The organism is Acinetobacter sp. LipI_23 (assembly GCF_058243045.1).
The window spans coordinates 1,998,005-2,015,375 of record NZ_JBZAYJ010000001.1; the positions used below are offsets into that span (position 1 = coordinate 1,998,005).

Annotated in this window: 15 protein-coding genes and 2 pseudogenes; 11 read left to right on the forward strand and 6 right to left on the reverse strand. The window is 41.7% G+C overall.

From position 1 onward, the window contains the following. Positions 1–12 precede the first annotated feature (12 nt). A pseudogene (locus tag AC4CVD_RS09845) lies at positions 13–264 on the reverse strand (phospholipase A); the annotation flags it as partial. A 56-nt stretch (positions 265–320) separates the two neighbouring features. Between AC4CVD_RS09845 and AC4CVD_RS09850 the strand changes: the two are divergent. After that, the gene (locus AC4CVD_RS09850; protein WP_007116247.1) at positions 321–1,349 is read left to right on the forward strand and encodes an IS701 family transposase; all 1,029 of its coding nucleotides are present in this window, start codon (positions 321–323) and stop codon (positions 1,347–1,349) included. Between the two features lie 15 nt (positions 1,350–1,364). On the opposite strand, the pseudogene AC4CVD_RS09855 reads toward AC4CVD_RS09850, so the two are convergent. The 3 genes and pseudogenes from AC4CVD_RS09855 to AC4CVD_RS09865 all read right to left on the reverse strand — a co-directional run. Beyond that, positions 1,365–2,258, reverse strand: a pseudogene (locus AC4CVD_RS09855) (phospholipase A); the annotation flags it as partial. Positions 2,259–2,275: 17 nt separating this feature from the next. Continuing rightward, the gene (locus tag AC4CVD_RS09860) at positions 2,276–5,215 is read right to left on the reverse strand and encodes an insulinase family protein (RefSeq protein WP_490753019.1); all 2,940 of its coding nucleotides are present in this window, start codon (positions 5,213–5,215) and stop codon (positions 2,276–2,278) included. Positions 5,216–5,374: 159 nt separating this feature from the next. Next, a complete protein-coding gene (locus tag AC4CVD_RS09865) occupies positions 5,375–5,824 on the reverse strand; it encodes a GNAT family N-acetyltransferase (RefSeq protein ID WP_004696669.1) in 450 nt (149 codons plus the stop codon). A gap of 139 nt (positions 5,825–5,963) precedes the next feature. On the opposite strand from AC4CVD_RS09865, the gene AC4CVD_RS09870 reads away from it, so the two are divergent. The 8 genes from AC4CVD_RS09870 to AC4CVD_RS09905 all read left to right on the forward strand — a co-directional run bounded on the left by AC4CVD_RS09870 (position 5,964) and on the right by AC4CVD_RS09905 (position 11,962). Beyond that, positions 5,964–6,968 (forward strand): adenosine kinase, encoded by a 1,005-nt coding sequence (locus AC4CVD_RS09870; RefSeq protein WP_490753511.1) that lies wholly within the window; start codon positions 5,964–5,966, stop codon positions 6,966–6,968. 14 nt (positions 6,969–6,982) lie between these two features. Beyond that, positions 6,983–7,294, forward strand: coding sequence for a Rieske (2Fe-2S) protein (locus tag AC4CVD_RS09875; protein WP_010326961.1), 312 nt, complete (start codon positions 6,983–6,985; stop codon positions 7,292–7,294). An 18-nt stretch (positions 7,295–7,312) separates the two neighbouring features. Continuing rightward, a complete protein-coding gene (locus AC4CVD_RS09880; RefSeq protein ID WP_010326962.1) occupies positions 7,313–7,930 on the forward strand; it encodes an OB-fold-containig protein in 618 nt (205 codons plus the stop codon). A 686-nt stretch (positions 7,931–8,616) separates the two neighbouring features. Further along, entirely contained in the window at positions 8,617–8,808 is a 192-nt protein-coding gene (gene cydP / locus AC4CVD_RS09885; protein WP_004696660.1) for a cytochrome oxidase putative small subunit CydP, read from the forward strand. Next, positions 8,808–10,388 (forward strand): cytochrome ubiquinol oxidase subunit I, encoded by a 1,581-nt coding sequence (locus AC4CVD_RS09890; RefSeq protein ID WP_004696658.1) that lies wholly within the window; start codon positions 8,808–8,810, stop codon positions 10,386–10,388. Before cydP ends, AC4CVD_RS09890 begins: the two co-directional genes overlap by 1 nt. Then, the gene (gene cydB / locus AC4CVD_RS09895; protein ID WP_234964351.1) at positions 10,385–11,530 is read left to right on the forward strand and encodes a cytochrome d ubiquinol oxidase subunit II; all 1,146 of its coding nucleotides are present in this window, start codon (positions 10,385–10,387) and stop codon (positions 11,528–11,530) included. Before AC4CVD_RS09890 ends, cydB begins: the two co-directional genes overlap by 4 nt. 24 nt (positions 11,531–11,554) lie before the next feature. Continuing rightward, positions 11,555–11,656 carry a cytochrome bd-I oxidase subunit CydX gene (gene cydX, locus AC4CVD_RS09900; protein ID WP_002120988.1) on the forward strand — a complete coding sequence of 34 codons (102 nt, stop codon included), beginning with the start codon at positions 11,555–11,557 and terminating at the stop codon, positions 11,654–11,656. Positions 11,657–11,659: 3 nt separating this feature from the next. Continuing rightward, on the forward strand, positions 11,660–11,962 hold the full coding sequence (locus AC4CVD_RS09905) for a cyd operon YbgE family protein (protein WP_004696655.1): 303 nt from the start codon (positions 11,660–11,662) through the stop codon (positions 11,960–11,962). A gap of 54 nt (positions 11,963–12,016) precedes the next feature. On the opposite strand, the gene AC4CVD_RS09910 is transcribed toward AC4CVD_RS09905, so the two are convergent. After that, a complete protein-coding gene (locus AC4CVD_RS09910; protein WP_004981851.1) occupies positions 12,017–12,631 on the reverse strand; it encodes a MarC family protein in 615 nt (204 codons plus the stop codon). Between the two features lie 12 nt (positions 12,632–12,643). After that, positions 12,644–14,704: a choline transporter gene (locus AC4CVD_RS09915; RefSeq protein WP_490753020.1), complete on the reverse strand. Its 2,061-nt coding sequence runs from the start codon at positions 14,702–14,704 to the stop codon at positions 12,644–12,646. A 546-nt stretch (positions 14,705–15,250) separates the two neighbouring features. Here AC4CVD_RS09915 and betI point away from each other — a divergent pair. Then, entirely contained in the window at positions 15,251–15,877 is a 627-nt protein-coding gene (gene betI, locus AC4CVD_RS09920; protein ID WP_490753021.1) for a transcriptional regulator BetI, read from the forward strand. After that, the gene (gene betB, locus AC4CVD_RS09925; RefSeq protein WP_490753022.1) at positions 15,870–17,342 is read left to right on the forward strand and encodes a betaine-aldehyde dehydrogenase; all 1,473 of its coding nucleotides are present in this window, start codon (positions 15,870–15,872) and stop codon (positions 17,340–17,342) included. Before betI ends, betB begins: the two co-directional genes overlap by 8 nt. Positions 17,343–17,371: the final 29 nt, after the last annotated feature.

A 17,371-nucleotide genomic window follows, 5' to 3' on the forward strand; every position in this document is an offset into this window, starting at 1 on the left:
TATGTTTCTAAATTAGTACCAATTCATTAAAGACACGCCCAAGCCCACATAAGTCGCTCGGTGGTTATAATCAATTAAGCTTTCGCCATAACCATCAAACAACTGGAAATGGCCACGCAACTTCCCTGAAATAGGGAAAGCCCAGTCAAACTGTGCAGCACCACGTGAATCATCGCCACCTTTTAAACTATGACGTAGCATGAGTGAAAAATCATGTTCATTCCAACGGTAGAATGCTGTTAAGTCACCCCGTCCGACATAATCTAGGACTTACGCATTGACGGATTCAAAAAAGTATTAAAATACTTTATAAAGTATCTGTGATCAGACGAATTAAACATGCTTCTACAGCAACTTGTACATTACCCATTTATATGGGCTTTCTCATGACAGAACCGAACTCTATTAGCTGCACACAACTTGCCGAGACTTATAACATCTCGCATGATAGTGTAAATCGCTTTCTAGAACGTGAAGACTACACACCTCACGACCTATATCAAGAAGCAATTCAACATATTGATAATAATAAACTTATAGTCAGTATTGATGATACTGTTTTAGATAAACCCTATAGTCAACATATGGACTTGGTTAGCTATTTTTGGTCAGGCAAACACCACCGATCCGTCAAGGGTATTAATCTCATTACCTTGTATGCGACAGATCAGAATGGTCAAAATATTCCAATTAATTTCCGAATTTATGACAAATCTGAAAGTAAAACCAAGAATGATTACTTTATGGATATGTTAAGTGAAGTACTCAGTTGGGGTGCAAAGATTCAATTTATTACAGGTGATAGTTGGTATTCATCGACTGGAAATCTAAAAACCATAAGAAAATATGGTATTCGATTTATGTTTGGTATCGACTGTAACCGTAAGGTTTCCCCAGAAAAAGGACAATGGTTTCAACTGCGTTTATTGCCAAATTTCCATCAGGGTCAAGTGGTCTGGCTCAAAGATTTTGGCTTTGTACAATTATTTAAGACTCAGTTAAAAGAACAGCAGAGGTTTTATATTGTGCATCAAGATGAAGATGATTTATTGTCCTTTGAGGGTTTTCATGAATTACATTCAAGTCATTGGAAAATAGAGCAATATCACCGGGTGATTAAACAGGTTTGTCATATTGAAAAGTTTCAAGTAAGACGATCTAAACTGATTTTGAATCATATTTTTTCAGCCTTGATGGCCTACGTCGAGATACAAAAGAACCAGTTTGAGCGGATCTTTGAAAATGTATATCGTTGGCAGAAGAAATTATTTAGACCAGTTATCAAAAACTTCATTGATGACTTTATTCTCGATAAAAATCATCTGCTACCACAGAGAATCTATAAATAATAGTGCGTAAGTCCTATAATCCTTAATATCAGGGTTATTATCATCACCGGCATCTTCGTCTAGACGATACCAAGGGCGCAGCATGAGCGCAAAGTTGTCTCTTTCAAAACCCACATTCAACATGACACGGTTCCAACTACGTGACAACGGATCGGAACGGCCATTAGACTGGTGGTTGAATGTTAATCCCAGTAAGCGACCATTTAAACCCAACAATTCATAATTGGTGCGAAAAACCAAACTGGCTTCAGGCTCATAGTTCGTTTCACGGAACGGACGTGATTCTTCACCGTTATACACCTGCCAACGAGAAAACTGAGTATAGCCTAACCAAACATCACCATTGTCCCCAAATAGGTTTTCCACAGCTTTAGTTTTTAAAGACAATTGGAATTTCGCTTCCATTGACTTTAGGTTCTGATCTTCATCCACCGTATTGGTCGGATTTGGACTTTGTGGATATTCATTTTTATCTGTCGTCCAAAAACCAGGCATTAAATACACAGGCTGATAGGCACGAATATTCCAAGTTCCCAGTTTGCTTTCTGGTGAAAGCTCCCAACGACTATCCATTAAAGATAAATTTGGGGATATTTTAGGGCCTTCCGAAGCAAAGACAGAGCTTACACTTTGTGCAATCTTCCCTGTGATATTTTCAGGTTCTGGTGCAATTTCCATAGCTGCACGTTGCTCAGAAACAATATGTGGTTTTACCGCTTCAGGAATTTTAAATAATGCATCATAACAAGCCAAACGGTCTGCATTCGATGCTAATGCAACACATGCTTCGGCTGTTGCTGGAGCTGCAGGTACTTCGGAAATTTGTGCATGTGTTTTAGCGACACCCAAAGTACTGAGCACAGTCATGCCCAGTACTAAAGTTGAACGCTCAAATGATTTGAACGCCATACGACCCTCTTATTGTTTTACTGAACTTGTTGAATACTAAAACCTAACTCAATTAAAGTATCACGCTTCGCCATAGGTGCAACCACAGCTTTCGTTGGTTTTTGTTCAAGCAAGTATTGTACCGCCACACGTTGCAAGTCCTCTAAACCCACAGCCAAAAGACGGCTACGTAACTGCTTACGGAAGGCTGGCGTACGAGCATGTAAAAGTGCATAACATGCCGTAATCGCTTCACCCGCTGGTGAACCTGGTTTGTCCATACCAGCAATCAAACCTAAAATTGCTTCTTCAAGCTGATGTGGCTTTTGCTCAGTATTGAGCAACCATTGCACACTGGCTTCAAAGTCATTGAAGGTTTCAGCCAAACGCGGGTCACGGTAGCTATAGAAGCGGAATGAACATGCATTGCCGTCATAGCTTGCGCCACCACCATAAGCCCCACCTTTTTCACGAATTGCACTGTGTAAGAAACCATTACGCAAGTACGCTGCCAGTACCATCAGCGGTGCAGCATCTGGATGTGACACCTCAACGGCTTGATAAGCCGATGAACAGAATTGAACATTGGCTTGAATTAACCACGCCTCATCTGCATCGGTATCGATCTGCTCAGCCGTTTTCAAACTCACAGTTTGCTCAGGAATGGCTAACTTGTCCCACACATTTTGAACTTCTTCAACCAAACGGTCTGACTGATGTTCTTCACAAACCAGTAAGAACTGTTTTGGTGCTTGTAAAAGTTTTAAATGAATCGCTTTTAATTCATTGATCAAATCATCATAAGCTGCTGCATCATTTTCAATACGGCTGACTAGATCGCCTAACCAGTTTAGTGCACCTAAGCCCGTGTTGTGATAATCACGTTTTGCCAACGCACTGTGGTTACGTCCTGCAATTTGCATCGCATAACTGTGGCCTGAACCTGAAAGACGTGATGCCCAACGGGTTTTACGTTGTTGCAATAACTCAACAATGCGATCTTTTTCGTCAAAACGAAGTTGTTCAAATGCCAACTTCAACAAAGCAATACTGTCAAAATTACTCACCAACGATTTTGTGGTCAGCGTTAACCATGCACTGATTTGATTTTTGTCATTTACTTGAGAACGTAAAGAGGCGCCCATCCCTAAACCACCACTCACCGCAGTTTGCAGTTGTTGTAGCTCAAGGTAGTCATACTGACCTGCGCCCACCTCGCCCATCAGGATGGAAAGCAGATTAAAGTAAGGTGACTGCACTACATCTTGCGGAATCTGGATCAGTACTTGGTTGTAGTAAATACCGTTCGTACCCGCATGATAAAGATTCAACGGATAATCGATACGATTTGAGATAATCTCGCGCAACTGCCCTTGTACAATTTGCAGTTCAGCAGGCACATCTTCCAAGCCCACTTTCGGCAAAAGATTAAGGTCATCTGGGGTATCTTGACGAACTTTAAGTGCTTCAGTTTGTGCTTCAATTTCTGCTTTTTCAGCGTCTGTTAGCTGCGCACCAATTTCGGCTAAACGTGCTTTTTCTGCTGCCGCTTCCACTGCAGACTTATTAGCATCAGGCACCAAAGTCATTTGTACACGGTGCGGGTTATCAATCAAATAGGTTTTGATTAAGTTTGACAACCACATTGGATCTTTCAGTTCTTCTTTTACCGCAGCAATGGCTGAGTCCACATCCCATACAGTGACTGGGTCGCTGTGGTGAATCGCACTGCCCAAACCATTTAAAATCAGGCTTAGACCATAAGGCATGCCATCGCCATTGATTTCACGTTGGTGCAATTCAATTTGATGTAAAATCGCATCCACCATATTTTGATCAACAGGTTTTGCAGCAACGTCTTCCAAAACTTTAAACACACCTGCTTTAAACTCAGCTGCATGTTCTGGGTTTGAACCTTGTACACCGCAGTAGAAGGTCATTTCATAGTTAGAATCATCTACACCCATAATCGGGCCTGTAGATTGTGCATAATCACAGGTCTCTAAGTAGTGACGTAGCGGAGAAGCTGAATCTTCTAACAGTACACCTTCCACTAGGCGCATACCTAAGCGTAGTTTGATCTCACTGGCTTTGGGCAATAACCACGAAATAATGTGATAAGTTTTGTCTTTTAAATCTTCTGCATCCACCGCATAGGTTTCAGTCACTTCAAGCGGCGCAGTTAAACGACGCTCTTCTTTAGAAAACAGGGTTTCACCCTTTGAAAACTTCGCCAACGCCAAAGTTTCAAACTGTTCTTGTAAGTTGTAAGCAGGCTCATTACCAAAAGTCATGAAAACCGCATTACTTGGATGATAGTGTGACTTATAGAAATTAACTAACTCTGGGTAAGTTAAATCGGGAATATCTTTAGGGTCGCCACCTGAGTTGTAGTGGTAAGTGGTTTCAGGAAATAAGTGATGCGCTAACTGATGATACAACTGGTCTGAAGGCGAACTCATTGCCCCTTTCATTTCGTTGAAAACCACACCTTTATAAACAGGCTCACCGTTTTCAAGCTCAATGCGGATCCCTTCTTGGGCAAAATCCAGCGGATTCAAATTGGCTGCAAAAGCCGCATCTAAATACACTTCAAGTAAATTTTGGAAATCTTTCTTATTCTGAGTCGCAAATGGATACGCTGTCCAGTCCGCCGCAGTAAAGGCGTTCATAAAAGTGTTCAGTGAGCGACGAATCATTAAAAAGAACGGATCACGAACAGGGAATTTTTCCGAACCGCACAGTGCTGTGTGCTCTAAAATATGCGCTTCGCCTTTTGAATCCATAGGTTGGGTGCGAAATGCAACCAAGAATACATTTTCATCATGATTGGTGGCCAAGTGATAATGCACTGCCCCAGTGACTTTATGTTTATATTCAGACACTAAAATGTCTAAAGCTTCAACATGGTGTTGACGTACCAACTGAAACGCAGGATGTACAGTTTGAGAAATGGTTTCAGTGACATCTACAGTCATGTGATCTCCTAACAATAATTAATACACTGCCTGCATTATAGCTTTAGTTGTCAAAAGATTTCACGCTGAAAACCCGAGTAATTTGCTGGAAATTTGAAAAGCATCTCGCTGCTTTCCAAATTTCAGTCTTTTTGAGGGAAGCGTTCTCAAAAAGTAAAACTAGATGAGATATTTAAAATAATTATAGTTCGGGTGATTTTCCACAAAAACATAGTTTTGCTTTTGATAAAAACTGGCTGCGGATAAATCTGCGGTATTTAAACACAGTGCAGAAAAGTTTGGACGCGCACATTTTTCTAGATGCGCCAACAACTGACGACCCACACCACTCTTACGGTATTTAGGGTGCACATAGAAACGACGTACACGCCCAATACGCGCCTCGATTTCATTTTCACCCCATTGCTGATTTAAACCGCCACAAGCAATCAATTGGTCTTGATCATAGGCCAATAACAACACTTCACCCTTTTGATCAAAACGATTTTTTCCACTTTGATATTCTTCGATCAAGCGGGTCAACGGTTCATATCCTTCTTTTGCCGCAAGTTGTGCCAAAGCTTGTATTTGAGGAGGTAATTGTTCTGCCGCTTGAATTAAAATTTCCATCTAAACTTCCTTGAATATGAGCAAAGCCATTTCACTACATTTGCCGCGTAAATAAAATGAATTTTCCTCAACAAACTACAGCAATCTTGAGCATTGGTGTAAAATGTCGCTTTATTTTCAATACGTGACGAAAAAAGACATGGCAACTGTTGATCTTTTTGCAATTGGTAATGCACTAATCGACCAAGAATTTAAAGTCTCTGACGACTTCCTTATTCAACAACATTTGCAAAAAGGCACTATGCAGTTAACTGATGGTGAAACACAAGCAGATCTTTATAAAAAATTAAAAGAAACACAAAGCTATAAAGGTCAAGCTTCGGGTGGTTCAGCAGCCAATACCACCGTTGCTTTTAGTGCCTTGGGTGGTTCAGCATTTTATGCATGCCGCGTGGGTAATGATGAGCTAGGACAAACTTACCTCAACGGTTTGCACGAAGCAGGCATTAAAAACACTGAAAAATCAATCAGTCAAGGCGTAACAGGCACGTGTATGGTTCTAGTCAGCGAAGACTCTGAACGCACTATGCATACCTATTTAGGTATTACGGCCGAGTTAACTGAACAACAGATTGACTTTGAACCCTTAAAAACAGCGAAATGGCTCTATATCGAAGGTTATCTTTCAACCAGCGATAGCGCACGTGTAGCTGTCAAGCAGGCTCGTGAAATTGCCAAAGCTCATGGTGTTAAAATTGCATTAACCCTATCTGACCCTGCGATGGTGCAATACGCGCGTCATGGTCTAGATGAAATGATTGCGGATGGTGTGGACTTATTGTTCTGTAACCAGCAAGAAGCCATGATGTACACCGAAACCGAAACAGTTGAGGCGGCCTTAGCAAAACTCAAAACACTGAGCCAGCATGTGGTGATTACCCTTTCAGCTGAAGGTGCACTTATTTCAAATGCACAGGAAACATTTAGCGTTGCCGGTCGTAAAGTACACGCTATCGATGCCAATGGTGCAGGTGATGCCTTTGCTGGTGCCTTCCTTTATGCAGTGAATGCGGGCTTAGGCTTACATACAGCTGCGCAACTTGCAATTTTGATTTCAAGTGAAGTGGTGTCACAGTTCGGCCCTCGTTTGGCTGTGGCAGATTACGCTGAATTGTTCCAACAACTGCAAAAGGAATGTGCATGATGCAAAAAATTTGCATGACGGAAGACATCCCAGAACGCGAAGCGCGTTCTTTTGAAACACCTAAGGGGGATACAATTTTTATCACCCAACGTGACGGTGCCTTCTTTGCTTACCAAAACATTTGCCCGCATTTGCAAGTTGAACTTGAATTTTTGGAAAATCAGTTTTTAGACCGCGACCAAGAATTTATTGAATGTTCGACCCATGGTGCCCTGTTTATGGTGGAAACAGGTGAATGCATTTCTGGCCCATGCCAAGGTGAAGCACTTGAAAAAGTAGCGATTACCGTGCATTCTGACGGCGGGATTTATCTCACAGAAGAATAATGAAATTGGACGTTCACCATGTATGAGTTGCTACATCACCCTGACTTGATGCTCTTTCATTTCAGCTTATTGACTTTAGTCATACTCAGCATGGTGGAAACCTTAGGCTACTTTTTTAAATCTCGCCCAAGTCATTTCCTTAAAAGGCTCTCGCCACAAAAACTGACTGAATCTCCGCTGCTGGACGTTAAGTTTTCTAAAGTACTGATTGTAGTTTTTCTCTTACTTAATTTTAGTGTTGCAGGTTATTTCCTTCAGTTCTGCATCTACGCCAAAGAACAGGCCTTTACTTCGGCTTACTACCTGATTTTGCCTGCGCTGATTATTGCAATTTTCTTTACCGTTTTTATGATCCACTGTTTGGATCAAGTTATTAAACCCAGACCAGATAAAAAACAAACCAACTTACTGGGTCGTCTGGCGACTATCTCCAGCGGGAATGCACGTCCTGGTTTTTCGGCTCAAGCTCGCGTTCGCGATGAATATGGTCAGCTACACTATGTCCAAGTTGAACCTGAGTTTGGTGAACTTGAATTTCAGTCACAAATTATTCTCATTCGTCTAAAAAAGTCGCATTATATAGCAAAGAAAATTTCAAAATCTAATCAACTTTTTAGTGGTGAAAGTACGCGCTAAACAAACACCAAATCCAATCCTATTTCAACGCTGCACGTCTATATAAGCATGTCTATCCTTTGCCATACCTACTTACTGCGTCAGTCTCCAACAAACGCCTCACAACGCGCTGTTTAAATCAAAGCCTTGCATCATCTTCTTGCTCAATCTTTTTAAAGGAATCAGTCAGTCACAATCCAGCTTTCTACAATTTAAAATATTTGCGCAAAAATAAGCTCAGAATGAGAATTTTACTCCCCGCCTCTGCCTTCAAGCTTATATGACACAATAAAAGACTTTTTAATATGAATTCGATTTTCAACTCCTAATTTCCTTGTGATGTATGCGACAGATCAAATCATCCATGATTCATATCCGTTAAAATCTATCATTTAAAAGCCCTATCACTTTTATCATCTTAATACGAATTACCAATAAAATAACGATGAACGTTAAATATAAGTGTTTTAGTCGGATTTAAAATAAATATATACAAGTATTTTAGTCAGGTATTTAAATATAAACATAAGTAATTTGGTCAACTTTAAAATACAAAAATATTAGTTTATTTTTCATCACACCATTTTTTTAAGTACATGTATTTAAAAGAATTAATAATATATTTTTTATTTAAGTTTAAAGACTATTTATCTTTTGTATGTTTTTGTTTAATAATATAAAGCAAGTTAAAAAATAGGCTTTGTGAAATGAGCTTAGTCCCCAAAAATCTCAATCAAAAAGTCACCAGAGAGATTGTGGCCATTTTAATCATTAAGGTGATTATTTTAATGGTTATTAAGAACATCTGGTTTGACGCCCCGACTATTCCTAAAAATTTTGACAATCAAGTTGCTGAGCGTATTGCAGGCAATCCATCCCCAATCAAGGAGACACGTTGATGATATCTGAAAGCGTGGTCGATCTTTCGCGGTTCCAGTTCGCTATGACCGCGATGTATCACTTTATTTTTGTTCCACTTACACTGGGGCTTGCCTTTATTCTTGCCATTATGGAAACCACCTATGTGATTTCAGGTAAAGAAATTTATAAAGACATGACCAAGTTTTGGGGGAAACTCTTCGGTATTAACTTCGCTTTAGGGGTCACTACTGGCTTAACCATGGAGTTCCAGTTCGGGACTAACTGGGCATATTACTCACACTATGTGGGGGATATTTTCGGTGCTCCATTAGCCATTGAAGGATTAATGGCATTCTTCTTAGAATCGACATTCATCGGTCTGTTCTTCTTTGGATGGGATCGCTTATCCAAAGTGCAGCACTTATGTGTGACATGGCTGGTTGCACTCGGTTCTAATATGTCTGCCTTATGGATTTTGGTTGCAAATGGTTGGATGCAAAACCCTGTCGGTTCTGTATTCAACTATGAAACCATGCGCATGGAACTGGTAGATTTTGGTGCTCTCATTTTTAACCCAGTTGCGCAGGTAAAATTTGTACATACCGTGTCTGCGGGTTATGTGACAGGCGCTATTTTCGTCCTTGCTATTTCAAGCTACTACTTACTGAAAAAACGCGATATTCCGTTTGCGCGTCGTTCATTTGCCATTGCCGCAATTTTTGGTTTAGCTTCAACACTTTCAGTGATTTTACTGGGCGATGAGTCAGGTTATGAACTGGGTGATGTTCAGAAAACTAAACTCGCGGCCATTGAAGCAGAATGGGATACTCACCCTGCACCTGCACCCTTTACTTTGTTTGGTATTCCAAATAAAGAAACCATGACTACAGATTATGCAGTGAAAATTCCATATGTGATGGGTCTTATTGCAACACGTTCTTTAGACAAAGAAGTGACTGGTATTAAAGATTTGATCGTACAACACGAAGATCGTATTCGTAACGGTATGGTGGCTTACTCGCAACTGGAAAAACTACGCGCGGGTGATACTTCTCCAGAGCTAAAGGCTGCATTTGCTGAAACTCAAAAAGACTTGGGTTATGGCTTACTGCTGAAAAAATACACACCAAATGTAGTTGATGCATCTGAAGATCAAATTAAATCTGCTGCAAAAGACACGATTCCGCACGTACCAAGCTTATTCTGGGCATTCCGTGCCATGGTTGTATCTGGTTTCCTTATGCTGTTGTTATTTGCTCTAGCAACCTTTGCTGTGGCAAAACGCAATGCAGAAAACAAACCATGGTTACTGAAGTTCGCACTATTCGCTCTGCCTCTGCCATGGATTGCTGCACAAACAGGTTGGTATGTTGCAGAAGTAGGTCGTCAGCCGTGGACCATTGGTGAAGTTTTACCTACACACTTGTCAGCATCGAGCTTAAGCACAGGTGATGTGTGGGGTTCTATCGCTGCCTTAGCTGCGTTCTATACCGTTCTTTTGATTATTGAAATGTATTTAATGATCAAATTCTCACGTCTTGGTCCAAGTTCGCTTCATACTGGTAAATACCATTTTGAAAAACTTGAAGCAGCTCGTAATGAGGAGACTCAAGCATGATCGAATATGAATTACTCAAAATCATTTGGTGGGTTTTAGTCGGCGTCTTGCTGATTGGCTTTGCCCTCACCGATGGCTTCGATATGGGCTCTATGGCAATCATGCCATTTGTGGGCAAAACAGATGAAGAACGCCGTGCGGCTATCAACACCATTGCTCCGCACTGGGACGGTAACCAAGTTTGGTTCATTACTGCTGGCGGCGCATTGTTTGCCGCATGGCCAATGGTTTATGCAACAGCATTCTCAGGCATGTATTGGGCGCTACTGTTGGTACTGTTTGCCCTATTCTTACGGCCTGTAGGTTTTGACTACCGCTCTAAACTACAAAATACCAAATGGCGTACGTCATGGGACTGGGGTTTAGCCGTGGGTGGTGCTGTGCCTGCACTGGTCTTCGGTGTGGCGTTTGGGAACATGTTCTTAGGCGTGCCATTTAGCTTAGATGATACAGTCCGTTCAACTTATACAGGGAGCTTCTTTGCTCTACTCAACCCATTTGCTTTAGTCTGCGGCCTAGTTAGCTTATCAATGCTGTGTGCACACGGCGGTGCATGGCTAATGCTTCGTACCGATGGTGACTTACGCAGACGCTCAGCACAAGCAACGAAACTTATGGGCATTGCTTATCTCATCTGTTTCTTAGGCGCTGGTGCTTGGTTGTACTTTGGTGGAATCGAAGGTTATACCTTAGTCACTCCATTTGATACCAACGGTGTTGCTAACCCATTGGCAAAAGAAGTGTTGACCAATGCCAACCATGGCTGGATGAACAACTACTCGACTTACCCAATTACCATGATTGCGCCTATCGCAGGTATCTTAGGTGGTTTGATTGTGGTTCTTGCAGCTGGCAAAAACAAAGCGGGCTTTAGCTTCTTAGGTTCGAGTTTAGCGGTCGTGGGTGCAATTTTAACTGCTGGTTTTGCGCTGTTCCCATTCTTAATGCCATCAAGCATTCAACCTGTTGCAAGCTTGACTATGTGGGATGCCGTTTCAAGTAAAACGACGTTAACTGTAATGACAGTTGCTGCATGTATCTTTGTCCCACTCATTTTGTGCTATACCACTTGGTGTTACTACAAAATGTGGGGTGTTATTACCAACACACACATTAAAGAGAATTCACACAGCCTTTACTAAGGCTGTGTCTAAGGAGATCAAATTATGTGGTATTTTGCATGGATTCTCGGCATTTTGATGGCTTGCTTTGCAGGTGTACTCAGTGCTTTGTATATCGAACATCATCAAGACCTTGATGAGGAATAAACCATGACAGACGTTGCTATGGAAAACCAAACTGTAGATAAAAAGCCGAACAAATTTGCGATGCTAATTTCCTGCCTATTGGCCTTTCCACTTGCAGCGGTGTTGTTAGTGCATCCTGCTGCTATGTTGGATGACAATGGTCACTATAGCCACAGTGCGTTGATGTATATCATGATTGGTATCTCAGGTGGCTTTATCCACGGTGTTGGCTTCGTGCCACGCCACTGGATTTGGAAATGGCTGTTTAGCCCGTTTCTATCGTGGCCACTGATGATCTGGGGTTATTACACTTGGTTCTTCAGTTAAATAAAAAAGCCCTCATTGACTGAGGGCTTTTTTATGGTTCGTTTTTCTTGGATTCTACATTTCAGCCATGACACCAATAATGCCATTAATAATCATATCTACCGCAATAGTCCCAATCAGTAAGGCCGACAGTCGCCCGACAATATCAACATAACGGTCAATATATTTGGCATGCTTGTAACGCAAATGGTCATGCGCAAATTTCATTAAAATCATCAAGCCACAGGTCAACGCCAAAGTCAGGAAAATAATCATGGCCGCACCACTGATTGGCAGTGCCATACCTGTCACCACAGCAGCACTGATGGTTCCTGGACCAATCATAAAAGGCATCGCAATGGTTCCTGCCAAATGCTCAGGCGCACCACGCATTTCACCAATGGTATCTGCTCCCTGAAACACGTAGCGATAACCAATCACCAAGAAGATCAGACCACCAAATATTTGAAAGGCTTCAAAGCGTACATTTAAATATTTACTAAAAATCGCTTCCCCACCCCATGCGAACAGCATAAATACTATAAAAGCAATGAGACAGCCCTGAATCAAGGCCTTATTAAACACTTTAGCTTCGGAGTTCCGAATCATGCCAATCATGTAAATACTCATTAAAAACGGATTCAGCAATGAGAAAAACAAAGCAAAAGCATGTAAATATGAGGTCAATATGGTTCCTCCTAATTATCCTTGAGGGTCTGGAAATAAGGGACGATTCCCTGGACTGATTCGATTGATATGTAAGAAGGTCATGTGGCGTTCATAACGATCCAGCACATCATTAATCACTTGCTCTTTGGTATAACCAACAAGATCATTGCCTTGAGAACCTTCATACAAATAGGTCTCAAGACGATAATAGAAGCGTTTGCCCAGTTTGCCGCGTTCACTAAAAGTCGGGGCGATATAGCGTACTGGCCAAATTTGATAGACAAAGTTTTGCTCTTCTTCCAAATGAATCATCAAATCTAAATGATACAGATTTGGGTCTTCTTCTAGCGCACTTTCTTGAACACTGATGTCGATACCTCGTTTTTGCATTTCTTCTGCAACGGCCATTACCGCAGGTCGGCAGATGTCATCGAGCATACGCCGAGTATCAGTTGTTCCTGGATGGTGCATGACTCGGGACAAACGCTTTTTCCAGTTGAGGATGTCGACATTGCCCACCACGGGTGCGGCATTTAAACTGCTACTGGCTTGTCGATAGTCTTCTAACCGCAGTGATTTATACAAACCTGCCATCACCAAGAACATCACAAAACTAAACGGCAACCCCATAATAATCGTGGCATTTTGCAGTGCCGTAATCCCATTAGCCATCAACATTGCAAGGGTCAACAAACCAATCGCTACGGCCCAAAATACGCTCAACCATCGCGGTGCATCATGGTCAACATTGGTAAATTGAGTGGTGAAATTACCCAACACCAGTGCACCAGAGTCCGCCGAGGTCACATAAAACAATAAGCCCGTAATTGTGGCTACACCTGCAATAAACGGAAACCATGGATACTGTGCTAGCAAGTCATAAAAACCATGCGCAGGATTTGCAATGACACTTTGTGCAAGGGCTAAATTACCATCAAAAATCACACTATGTAGTGCACTATTTCCAAATATTGATAACCACGTGAGTGTGAAAAATAAAGGAATAATGAGCGTTCCGCTAACAAACTCACGAATGGTTCGACCACGTGAAATCCGTGCTAAAAACAAACCTACAAATGGCGACCAAGCCACCCACCATGCCCAAAAGAACAAAGTCCAACTGTTCATCCATTCTTTCGGTTGTTGAAAGGCAAAACTTTCCAAAGTCATGCTTGGAAAACGGTTAATGTAGTCTCCAATATTTTGCACAAAAGCATTCAGTAAAAATTCGGTATTGCCTAAAAACAAAATAAACAGCATCAACCCAACAGAAACATAAATATTGATCTCAGAGAGAACTCGCAGTCCCTTATTCACCCCTGAAGTCACTGAAATAATGGTCATTACCACCGCAACCACAATTAATGCGGTTTGCATCCAAAGGTTTTCAGGTAAATCAAACAACACATGTAAGCCATAGTTCAGCTGTACTACCCCAATCCCGCAGGTCGTCGCAATACCAAAAATAGTCCCGATGACCGCTGCGGTATCAACACTATGACCAATCGGCCCATGAATCTTATTGCCAAAGATCGGATATAAAGCAGAGCGAATAGTCAGTGGTAAGTTATAGCGATAACTAAAATATCCCAATGCCATGCCAATCAAGGCATACATACACCATCCAGTTAGACCATAGTGAAACAGGGTCCACACCATGCCTTGACGTGCAGCTTCTAGGGTCTGCCCCTCACCCACAGGTGGATGCATATAGTGAGATAAAGGTTCCGCCACCGAGAAGAACATCAAATCGATGCCGATCCCAGCTGAGAACAACATTGCAGACCAGCTTAAAAGGCTAAATTCTGGCTTGGAATGTTTGGGGCCTAATTTGATGTTGCCGTAGCGAGAACAGGCAATAAAAATGACAAAGACCATATACAAGGTCGCTGCGAGTAAGTAATACCAACTAAAAGTTGAACTTACCCATGCCAAGACCGTATTTAAGGTCCGATTAGCAAAATCATTAAACAAAATGGTAGTAGCAGAAAAAATTAAAATAATGAGAGCTGAAATATAAAAGACCACACCATTTAAACGGTCTTTAGGCGCTAATGTTTGATCATCAACTGCTCTTGGATTATCTGTTGCCATACAATCCTCAAGAAAGTAAATAAAAAAAGACAAAAGCCAATTTTTAAACTTCTCGTGGTCGAGAGCTTAAAAATCGACTAACGAAAACGATAGTTTTTTTATCAGGAATAAAAATGCTATCTTCTTTAAACCTGAAGGTCTAAATCATTTATGAGGTGCATTTGCTACACAGGCTTAAAATGTGAGCCGCCCTTGTTCATCGATATTTTGATAGGAATCCTACACATATCTCCCTTCAACATGACTATAAGAGCTTTCTCAACTCGAAAAAAGTATAAAACCGTAAGCCTGTAGCTCATCAGCTCACTTTTCTGAATGATGTTCTGCAATTAAACTCTTATGGCACATCCTTTTGATAAATAAAAAGTTATGTCGAATACTCAAAGCAATTTAGCAATATTTTGCTTTGAATTTAACCATAAGTGTACTTTTTATTGATTGAACGTTCAATCAATAAAAAGTATCATAAAAAAATGCTATGATGCTTTCCATGTAAGTTATTGAATCTAACGCCTTTAAATTTAAGGCAAATTGTTCTGGATTGTCATGAATAAACGTAGAGTAAAACCTGAGCATGAGCGCCGTGAAGAAATCATTAATGCTGCCTATGCAGTCATTTATGAAGTGGGCTTATCCAACACCACTATTGCTCAAATTGCGAAAAAAGCACAGCTTTCTACGGGCATTGTGAGTCATTATTTTGGCGATAAACAAGGCCTCATTCACAGTTGCATGCGCCAAATGCTGAATGTCTTAGCCGAGACTACGGCAAGCTATAAGGCAAAGGTGGCGAAGCCCAGTCCAGAACATTCGCTCAAAGCCATTATTGATGCCAACTTTGACATCAGTCAGGTCAACAACACTGCTATGCGGGTTTGGCTGGATTTTTGGTCTGCCAGTATGCACCTACCCGACTTAGGTCGACTGCAACGAATCAATGACCAACGTCTTTATTCAAATTTAAAGTTTCATTTCTTGCAGCTCATGCCAAAGTCACAAGCAAGCCAAGCGGCTAAAGGTCTAGCAGCACTGATTGATGGCTTATGGTTACGTGGAAGTTTAAGTGGTCATCAAGCATTTGATCGTGATTTGGCACGTTCTATTGCATACGACTATGTCGATATGCAACTTCGCTTAATTCAACAGATACGGCAGGAACAACAAAATGAATGATGTACAGCTTCACTCGCTTTATATTCACGGACAATATTTCAATGTCACCAGTGGTCAAACCTTTGACAGTATCAACCCCGCTACAGGTGAAGTCATTGCCACCATTCAACAAGCATCCAAAGCTGATGTCGATTCAGCCGTGCAAAGTGCTGTACAAGGGCAGCGTGAATGGGCTGCCAAAACAGCGGTCGAACGTGCCCGTATTTTACGTCGTGCAGTCGATATTTTACGCGCTCGTAATGACGAATTAGCACGCCTAGAAACACTGGATACAGGTAAAGCGTTCAGTGAAACCTCTACCGTCGATATTGTCACTGGTGCAGACGTTTTAGAGTACTACGCGGGACTTGCAACTGCCATTCAAGGTGAACAAGTGCCGCTACGTGAAAGTAGTTTTTTCTACACGCGCCGTGAACCTTTAGGTGTGGTGGCAGGCATTGGTGCTTGGAATTATCCAATCCAAATAGCACTTTGGAAATCAGCTCCGGCCCTCGCTGCTGGGAATGCCATGATTTTTAAACCTAGCGAAGTGACCCCTCTTACCGCCTTAAAGTTGGCAGAGATCTATACTGAAGCAGGCGTACCTGCTGGGGTTTTCAACGTGGTACAAGGTTTTGGTGCTGAAGTGGGTCAATGGTTGACTGAACACCCAGATATTCAAAAAATTTCATTCACAGGTGGTGTGGCAACGGGTAAAAAGGTCATGGCCAGTGCTGCGGCTTCTAGTCTCAAAGAAGTTACCATGGAGCTCGGTGGCAAATCACCTCTGATTATTTGTGCCGATGCCAACCTTGATCGCGCAGCCGATATTGCGGTGATGGCGAACTTCTTTAGCTCAGGTCAAGTATGTACCAATGGCACCCGTGTGTTTGTACCACAAACCCTCAAGGCTGCATTTGAACAAGCAGTGATTGAGCGTGTAAAACGTATCCGCATAGGTGACCCGATGCAGGCTGAAACCAACTTTGGACCTTTAGTCAGCTTTCCGCATATGGAAAAAGTCTTGTCTTATATTGAGTCAGGCAAACAACAAGGTGCGACCTTATTGATTGGTGGACAACGTGCCACCGAAGCAGCACTTGCTCAGGGCGCATATGTATTACCAACCGTGTTCACCGACTGTCATGACGACATGCACATTGTGCAAGATGAAATCTTTGGTCCGGTTATGAGCATTTTAAGCTATGACAATATTGAAGAAGCCATTCAACGTGCCAACAACACCAGTTATGGTTTAGCCGCAGGTGTGGTCACACAAGATATTTCCCAAGCACATCGCATTATTCATCAACTTGAGGCAGGTATTTGTTGGATCAATACATGGGGCGAATCCCCTGCTGAAATGCCTGTAGGTGGTTATAAACAGTCAGGGGTCGGACGTGAAAATGGCATCACCACACTTGAACACTATACTCGCATCAAATCGGTTCAAGTCGAACTGGGTCAATACCAAAGTATTTTTTAAAATCTGAATTTTAACTATCTAAATCCTTA

Coding starts and splice junctions, on each gene's coding strand:
- AC4CVD_RS09870 (WP_490753511.1), top strand. CDS start 5,964: ATGGCAACTGTTGATCTTTTTGCAATTGGTAATGCACTAATCGACCAA.
- AC4CVD_RS09890 (WP_004696658.1), top strand. CDS start 8,808: ATGATATCTGAAAGCGTGGTCGATCTTTCGCGGTTCCAGTTCGCTATG.
- AC4CVD_RS09880 (WP_010326962.1), top strand. CDS start 7,313: ATGTATGAGTTGCTACATCACCCTGACTTGATGCTCTTTCATTTCAGC.
- AC4CVD_RS09860 (WP_490753019.1), bottom strand. CDS start 5,215: ATGACTGTAGATGTCACTGAAACCATTTCTCAAACTGTACATCCTGCG.
- cydP (WP_004696660.1), top strand. CDS start 8,617: ATGAGCTTAGTCCCCAAAAATCTCAATCAAAAAGTCACCAGAGAGATT.
- cydX (WP_002120988.1), top strand. CDS start 11,555: ATGTGGTATTTTGCATGGATTCTCGGCATTTTGATGGCTTGCTTTGCA.
- cydB (WP_234964351.1), top strand. CDS start 10,385: ATGATCGAATATGAATTACTCAAAATCATTTGGTGGGTTTTAGTCGGC.
- betB (WP_490753022.1), top strand. CDS start 15,870: ATGAATGATGTACAGCTTCACTCGCTTTATATTCACGGACAATATTTC.
- betI (WP_490753021.1), top strand. CDS start 15,251: ATGAATAAACGTAGAGTAAAACCTGAGCATGAGCGCCGTGAAGAAATC.
- AC4CVD_RS09875 (WP_010326961.1), top strand. CDS start 6,983: ATGACGGAAGACATCCCAGAACGCGAAGCGCGTTCTTTTGAAACACCT.
- AC4CVD_RS09915 (WP_490753020.1), bottom strand. CDS start 14,704: ATGGCAACAGATAATCCAAGAGCAGTTGATGATCAAACATTAGCGCCT.
- AC4CVD_RS09905 (WP_004696655.1), top strand. CDS start 11,660: ATGACAGACGTTGCTATGGAAAACCAAACTGTAGATAAAAAGCCGAAC.
- AC4CVD_RS09865 (WP_004696669.1), bottom strand. CDS start 5,824: ATGGAAATTTTAATTCAAGCGGCAGAACAATTACCTCCTCAAATACAA.